The following is a 6,678-nucleotide window of genomic DNA, read 5'->3' as shown; positions in this document are numbered from 1 at the left end:
GTTGATGGTGCCAACAATTTGTAGCGGATCGTTTTGCTCAACGGCGAGCCGGAATTTCGCCCCTGGTGATAAGCTCATGACAATTTCCTTCTAGTCTTGTTCTTTCTCTAAACGTTCTGAATGTGAAATATGTTGTTCGATCAATTTCCTGCTACCTGAGATGTGTCTTCTCATCAGCATTTCTGCTAGCTCCTCATCACGATTGCGAATGGCTTGGAGAATAAACTCGTGCTCAATAAGCGCTTCATTGGGACGAGACTGAGCTCGAGGAGATTGGTAGCGATACATGCGCAGTAAGTGGTACAGCTCATCGCAAAGTAATGAGATCAACTTACTGTTTCGACTCGCTTTTATGATACAATAATGAAAGTCAAAATCGCCATGCTGGTGAAAATAAGACGCGCCCTCGACATTATCAATGTGCTTTGAATGCCTCGACAGTAACCTCTCCAAGTTTTGCAGTTCTTCTTGAGTGATGTAACGCGCCGCTAGCCTCGCTGCCATCCCTTCTAATGCTTCTCGAACCGAATATAATTCAATCAGCTTTTCGGGAGAGAAGGTAATCACGCGAGCGCCGACATGGGGAATGCGTTCAATCAGCCCTAACCCCTCTAAACGCATCATGGCTTCACGTAGAGGACCTCGACTAACCTGATATTGCTTGGCCAGTTCTGGCTCCGAGATCTTGGTACCCGGCGGTATATCACCATTGACGATGGCTTCAACAAGAGAGCTCATCAACGTTTTAGATTTTGTTCTTTCTTTCTCCAAAGTTGCCGATTTTTGGCGAGGCTTTAATTCAATATTCATGTCCAGGAATTCACGCTTACGACACCAGAGTGCCAACAATCTCTTAACTTAAATGTAAAATAACCGATTGCATTGTCTACAAGCAAGAAGATTGTCGACAATTTAGACTAAGGTATAGGTTCCTAATGACGATAAGTGGAAATAAACCGCATATTAATCATCAAATTTCGACAACGAAAAACAAGTTGTCGACAATCCAACCATGATACCTGGGTGTTTAAGGCCACTTCTAACTTCGATGTAAATGGCTCAAACACCTTTTTACCGGTCATTTATTACTCTCAAATGCTTTTTCTATATTCAGTTCATCATGTACAAGACTGTGAACTTTATGAACAAAACTTTGATTATGCCCAATATTCTCTTTATTTACGCATTAGAGACTTCCCATTAACACCTTATTAACCTTCAACCCATCGATAACAAGGTCCCCTACTTCGTTAAACGACCACATAATAAGACTCTTCAAAACAGTAGAGTCACCTACATAAGGAACGTGAAACATGTTAAAGGTACTCAAACCAACACTCGCTGCATCGATCATTGCTGCCTCTTTTTCTTTCAACACTTTCGCTGCTGATGTCGAGAAAATTCATTTCCTCATTCCTGGTGGTGCTGGCGGCGGTTGGGATATGACCGCTCGTGGCACTGGTGATGTACTTGTAAAATCGGACATCGTTGAGAATGTTTCATTTCAAAACCTCTCTGGTGGAGGCGGTGGTAAAGCGATCGCCCACCTGATTGAAACCGCTGAGCGTCAACCAGACACCCTGATGGTGAACTCTACGCCTATCGTTGTTCGCTCACTGACGGGTATTTTCCCACAATCATTCCGTGACCTGACCCCTGTCGCTGCGACCATCGCAGACTACGGTGCTATTGTCGCGCCTGCCGATTCGCAATATAACTCTTGGGAAGACGTGGTTAGTGCATTCGAATCTAACCCACGTAAAGTGAAGATCGCCGGTGGCTCTGCAAGGGGTTCGATGGATCACCTTGTGGTCGCAGCGGCATTTAAAGGCGAAGGTTTTGACGCGCGTAAAGTACGTTACATCGCTTACGATGCAGGCGGCAAGGCGATGGCTGCGCTGCTATCTGGTGAAACTCAACTGCTTTCAACCGGTTTGGGTGAAGTACTTGAGATGTCGAAATCTGGTCAGGTAAAGGTACTCGCGATTACGGCACCAAAGCGTCTAGACGCAGCACCAGACATCCCAACGTTAACAGAATATGGTAATGAGACCGTGTTTGCTAACTGGCGTGGATTCTTCGCAGCCCCAGGGACGAGCCAAGCCAAACTAGACGAATGGAATGCGGCTCTGACCAAAATGTACAACACGGACGAATGGCAAGTAGTGCGTGACCGCAATGGTTGGATTGACAATTACAAAGCGGATAAAGAGTTCTTCACGTTCCTAGAAGAGCAAGAGCTGCAAATGGGTGACCTAATGCGCGAGCTAGGTTTCCTGAAATAACAGCAACTCTTAATCCGAGTTACGGGGCTAACCATCCTTAGCCCCAGTTATATTTGCACTCTTATTTTAGCCGTATATGGGCATCGTCGGACATTCGACATGTAAAAACTCCTTTGTTATTAATTCGCAAGCACTAAGTCATTCGACTTGTAGTGATGCTCTTAATTGTTAATGGCTTACCTTTCTTCATTAACGCTCATATACGGCCTTTCCCTGATGTTCTAGGAGTTGGATATGTCTCATTCAACCAATCTTTTTACCAAAGAATACTTGCTCTGCCGTGACCGTGTAGGCGCGATGATCTTTTTAATTTTTTGCCTTTGCTACGGCTATCAAACGTCGCAAATTCCGTTATTCCCTGGTGATGAATACGAACCGTTCACTGCACGGACACTTCCAACCATTCTGACTTATGCTGGTATCACTCTATCTTTGATGCTGCTTGTCACTGGCCAACCAGACAAACAAAGTGGTGCAGTCCTGTCTTTTAATTGGAAACTACTTATCGCCTTCCTCGTATTGATGGCTCTATACGGCCTTGGTCTAACGTACCTTGGTTTCGTATTAGCAACGGGCTTTTTCCTGTTAGCTAGTTTTTATTTACTTGGCGAACGACGTAAACCTGTGCTGTTTGGTGCCTCATTCCCATTCGTTATTGCGTTTTATTTATTGCTCACTCAAGGTCTCGATATCTACCTTGAGCCTGGCCTGATTTTTACCATCTGGTAGTCAAAAGAAAGGACTGAATTATGTTAGATGGAATTCTACAAGGTTTATCCACTGCGGTTATGCCAATGAACATCATGATGGTGATCGTGGGCTGTTTCGTCGGTACTTTCATCGGAATGTTACCGGGCCTTGGCCCAATTTCTGCTATCGCCCTGATGATCCCGATAACTTACGGTTTAGATCCGTCATCCGGTCTGATTTTGATGGCTGGCGTGTATTACGGTGCAGTATTTGGTGGTTCAACGTCTTCAATTCTTATTAATGCGCCGGGTTGTTCATCCACGGTAGTCACCGCATTTGATGGCTATCCGATGGCGCAAAAAGGTCAAGCAGGAAAAGCGCTGGCACTGGCGGCGTACTCTTCTTTTACTGGTGGCACACTTTCCGCCATTATGTTGCTTGTGGCCGCTCCGGCGCTGGCGAAAGTTTCATTGAGCTTTCAGTCCTCAGACTATTTCGCGCTGATGTTATTGGGCTTATCTGCCGTTGCCGCGTTTGCGGGTAAAGGTCAAGTCATTAAAGCTTGGATGATGACCATTCTTGGTCTGATGTTGTCTACGGTTGGCATCGATAAAGGCGTAGGTGTTGAACGTTTCACCTTCGGCATGACTGATCTGATGGATGGTTTTAGTTTCTTGCTATTGGCGATGGCGACATTCGCACTAGGTGAGACCTTGATGGGCATTTTGAAGCCATCAAACGACACTCGGGATGAGGAGCAACAGAAACTAAGTAATATTGGCTCGATGAAGGTAACAAAAGAAGAAATCAAAGAAGTCGCACCGGTCTCTATTCGCTCTTCCATTCTCGGCTTTTTCACTGGCGTTCTCCCGGGCGCAGGTGCAACCATTGCCGCCTTCCTGAGCTACGGCCTAGAGCGCAACCTCGCGCCAAAAGAGAAGAAAGAAGAGTTCGGCAAAGGTAGCATTCGTGGTCTAGTGGCACCTGAGTCAGCGAATAATGCGGCATCAAGCGGTTCATTTGTGCCACTTCTTACGCTTGGTATTCCAGGCTCCGGTACGACGGCAATCATGTTAGGAGCGCTTATCGCTTACGGCATTCAACCTGGCCCTCGTTTGTTTGTTGAACATCCAGATGTATTCTGGTCAGTGATTATCTCCATGTACTTTGGCAACATCGTACTGGTTATTTTGAACCTACCACTGATCCCTTACATCTCCAAGCTGCTGGCGGTACCAAGAACGGTGCTTCTGCCAATGATTTTGTTCTTCTCAATCACAGGCGTGTATCTGGTGTCGTTCAATACCATGGATGTATTTGTGATGCTTCTCGTGGCAATGACCGCTATCGCTTTGAGGCTGGCTAACTTCCCTCTCGCGCCTCTGTTGCTTGGTTTTATCCTCGGTGGATTAATGGAAGAGAACTTACGCCGCGCGTTGATGATTTCTGACGGTGAATTGAATTTCCTATGGGAGCGTCCAATCACACTAACCTTCACAATACTTGCTGTGTTAGTCCTTGGCAGCCCGTTGTTTGTAAAGTTAGTTCAAAAACTGAAAGCCCAACCTGAAAAGGTAGAGCAATAAAAAGTCTATTTCCCTTCAAGATAGACCTTTGAAACCAAGCCACCCTCTGCGGTGGCTGTTTCTTTGGCTAATCACTGCTTCCTTTATTCTCTCGACCAAAGTATTGTTAACATCCTGACAACAAACAATTTAAAGGACGATTCATGCTGCTGGAATTTGCACTTTTATTTGCTGCGGGCATCCTCGGCGGGGTCATTAACTCGGTAGCGGGTGGTGGCAGCTTTATCACTTTTCCAGCATTAATGGCGGTAGGTGTACCTCCTATCACGGCGAACGCAACGAACACCTACGCCTCTTGTGCTGGCTATATCAGTGGTGCAATCGGTTTTCGTGAAGAAATCCTCAAGAACAAGCATGAGCTAGGATTTACCGTTTCTTTCAGTTTAGTTGGTGGTGCCGTCGGCGCATTTTTGCTTCTCAACACGCCAGAATCTATTTTTCTTGAAGCTATACCTTGGTTACTATTGTTTGCGACGGTGCTTTTTCTCACTGGCTCGCATCTAACCGCTGCCATCAAATCATTCACCAAAGGAAGTAAGCATGCCGGAGTTGTGGGTGTAATTGCTTTGAGCTTACTTCTGATTGGCGTTTCTGCTTACGGCGGGTTCTTTAATGCTGGATTAGGTGTCATCGTCTTGAGTTATTTGGTGGTTGCAGGACATCAAGACATCAACTTAATGAACGGTCTTAAACTGCTGGTTTCGACCTGTGTATCCCTGATTGCTATTGTTATTTTTATTTCCAACGGTTCGATTGATTGGACCAAAGGCAGCGTCGTGATGGTTGGTACTTTAGTCGGTGGTTACTTAGCTGCACGCGTGTCCCGACAGCTACATCCTCGCTATGTAAAAGGTTTTGTCGCGCTCTCCTCTATGTTAATTACCGCCTACTTCTTTGTTGATGTTTATACCTGAGTGCCAAAGCTCGCTTTACTCATTGAGGTTCTGCTTAGCGCTAACAAACAAAAACGTCATCGCAAATACGATGGCGTTTTTTATTGGCGGCATGTGGCGTTACTTAATCAACCCCACTTCTTTGTAGTACTTCTCAGCACCTGGATGAAGGGGTGCAGATAAACCATCTTTCACCATCTCTTCTTTCTTTAAGTTAGCGAATGCCGGGTGAAGACGTCGGAAGCTATCAAAGTTTTCAAATACCGCTTTCACAACGTTGTACACAACTTCATCTGGCACTGCCGTAGAAGAAACAAATGTTGCGCCGACACCAAAGGTTTGAACATCATCCGGAGAGCCACGGTACATACCACCAGGTACAGTTGCGAGACGATAGAAACTATTGTCTGAAACTAATTTATCTACTATCGGCCCCGTAACAGTTACAATCTCACTGTCACAAGATGTCGTTGCCTCTTTGATTGCACCACTTGGATGACCGACGGTATAAATCATCGCATCAATTTTATTATCGCACAGCGCTTTGGATTGCTCTGCCGCTTTTAATTCAGACACAAGTTTAAAATCATCATAAGTCCAACCATACTCTTTCATCAGCACTTCCATCGTGCCACGTTGACCCGAACCCGGATTACCAATGTTTACTCGCTTGCCTTTTAGATCATCAAACGTATTGATGTTGGCGTCTTTACGAGCCACAACGGTAAATGGTTCAGGGTGAACAGAGAACACCGCTCGCAACTCTTTAAAAGGTCCGTTATCTTCAAACTTGCTCGTTCCGTTATAGGCATGGGATTGCCAATCTGACTGCGCGATGCCTAAATCTAGTTCGCCAGCACGAATAGTGTTGATGTTGTAAACGGAACCGCCCGTACTTTCTACCGAGCAACGAATGCCGTGATCAGCACGCGATTTATTGACTAAACGACAAATTGCACCACCTGTTGGGTAGTAAACGCCAGTGACACCGCCCGTACCGATAGTAATGAACGTATCTTTTGCAGAAACTGAAAAACTTGTACTTAATGCAGCCAAAGAAGCCGCGACAACAATTTGCTTGAGCTTTAACATTGAACGTCCTTTTCCTTAGTTTATGGACACGTAAGTATAGCAAGCGTTAACAAATTGATAATGTCAAAGATCACATCCTGTGAATAAGAGTCAGACTCTGGAAAGCATTGATCAGTAAGAAATTACGAATAC

At 45.4% G+C, this 6,678-nt stretch carries 6 protein-coding genes; 4 read left to right on the top strand and 2 right to left on the bottom strand.

Features of this window, described 5'->3' with window-relative positions; translation table 11 throughout:
- Positions 1-90: 90 nt before the first annotated feature.
- Positions 91-810: a GntR family transcriptional regulator gene (locus AK965_RS06275; protein WP_099078818.1), complete on the bottom strand. Its 720-nt coding sequence runs from the start codon at positions 808-810 to the stop codon at positions 91-93.
- A gap of 503 nt (positions 811-1,313) precedes the next feature.
- Here AK965_RS06275 and AK965_RS06270 point away from each other — a divergent pair.
- The 4 genes from AK965_RS06270 to AK965_RS06255 all read left to right on the top strand — a co-directional run bounded on the left by AK965_RS06270 (position 1,314) and on the right by AK965_RS06255 (position 5,475).
- Entirely contained in the window at positions 1,314-2,285 is a 972-nt protein-coding gene (locus AK965_RS06270) for a tripartite tricarboxylate transporter substrate binding protein (protein ID WP_099078810.1), read from the top strand.
- Positions 2,286-2,519: 234 nt separating this feature from the next.
- On the top strand, positions 2,520-3,014 hold the full coding sequence (locus AK965_RS06265) for a tripartite tricarboxylate transporter TctB family protein (RefSeq protein ID WP_172438089.1): 495 nt from the start codon (positions 2,520-2,522) through the stop codon (positions 3,012-3,014).
- A gap of 20 nt (positions 3,015-3,034) precedes the next feature.
- Positions 3,035-4,561, top strand: a complete 1,527-nt coding sequence (locus tag AK965_RS06260; RefSeq protein ID WP_099078808.1) for a tripartite tricarboxylate transporter permease — start codon at positions 3,035-3,037, stop codon at positions 4,559-4,561.
- 143 nt (positions 4,562-4,704) lie between these two features.
- The gene (locus AK965_RS06255; protein WP_099078807.1) at positions 4,705-5,475 is read left to right on the top strand and encodes a sulfite exporter TauE/SafE family protein; all 771 of its coding nucleotides are present in this window, start codon (positions 4,705-4,707) and stop codon (positions 5,473-5,475) included.
- 99 nt (positions 5,476-5,574) lie between these two features.
- On the opposite strand, the gene AK965_RS06250 is transcribed toward AK965_RS06255, so the two are convergent.
- Positions 5,575-6,546 carry a TAXI family TRAP transporter solute-binding subunit gene (locus tag AK965_RS06250; RefSeq protein WP_099078806.1) on the bottom strand — a complete coding sequence of 324 codons (972 nt, stop codon included), beginning with the start codon at positions 6,544-6,546 and terminating at the stop codon, positions 5,575-5,577.
- Between the last annotated feature and the right edge of the window lie 132 nt (positions 6,547-6,678).

This window comes from Vibrio sp. PID17_43 (assembly GCF_002608565.1).
Taxonomy (GTDB): domain Bacteria; phylum Pseudomonadota; class Gammaproteobacteria; order Enterobacterales; family Vibrionaceae; genus Vibrio.
Note: the sequence above shows the minus strand (reverse complement) of the source record. Positions and strands in the feature narration are given on the sequence as shown.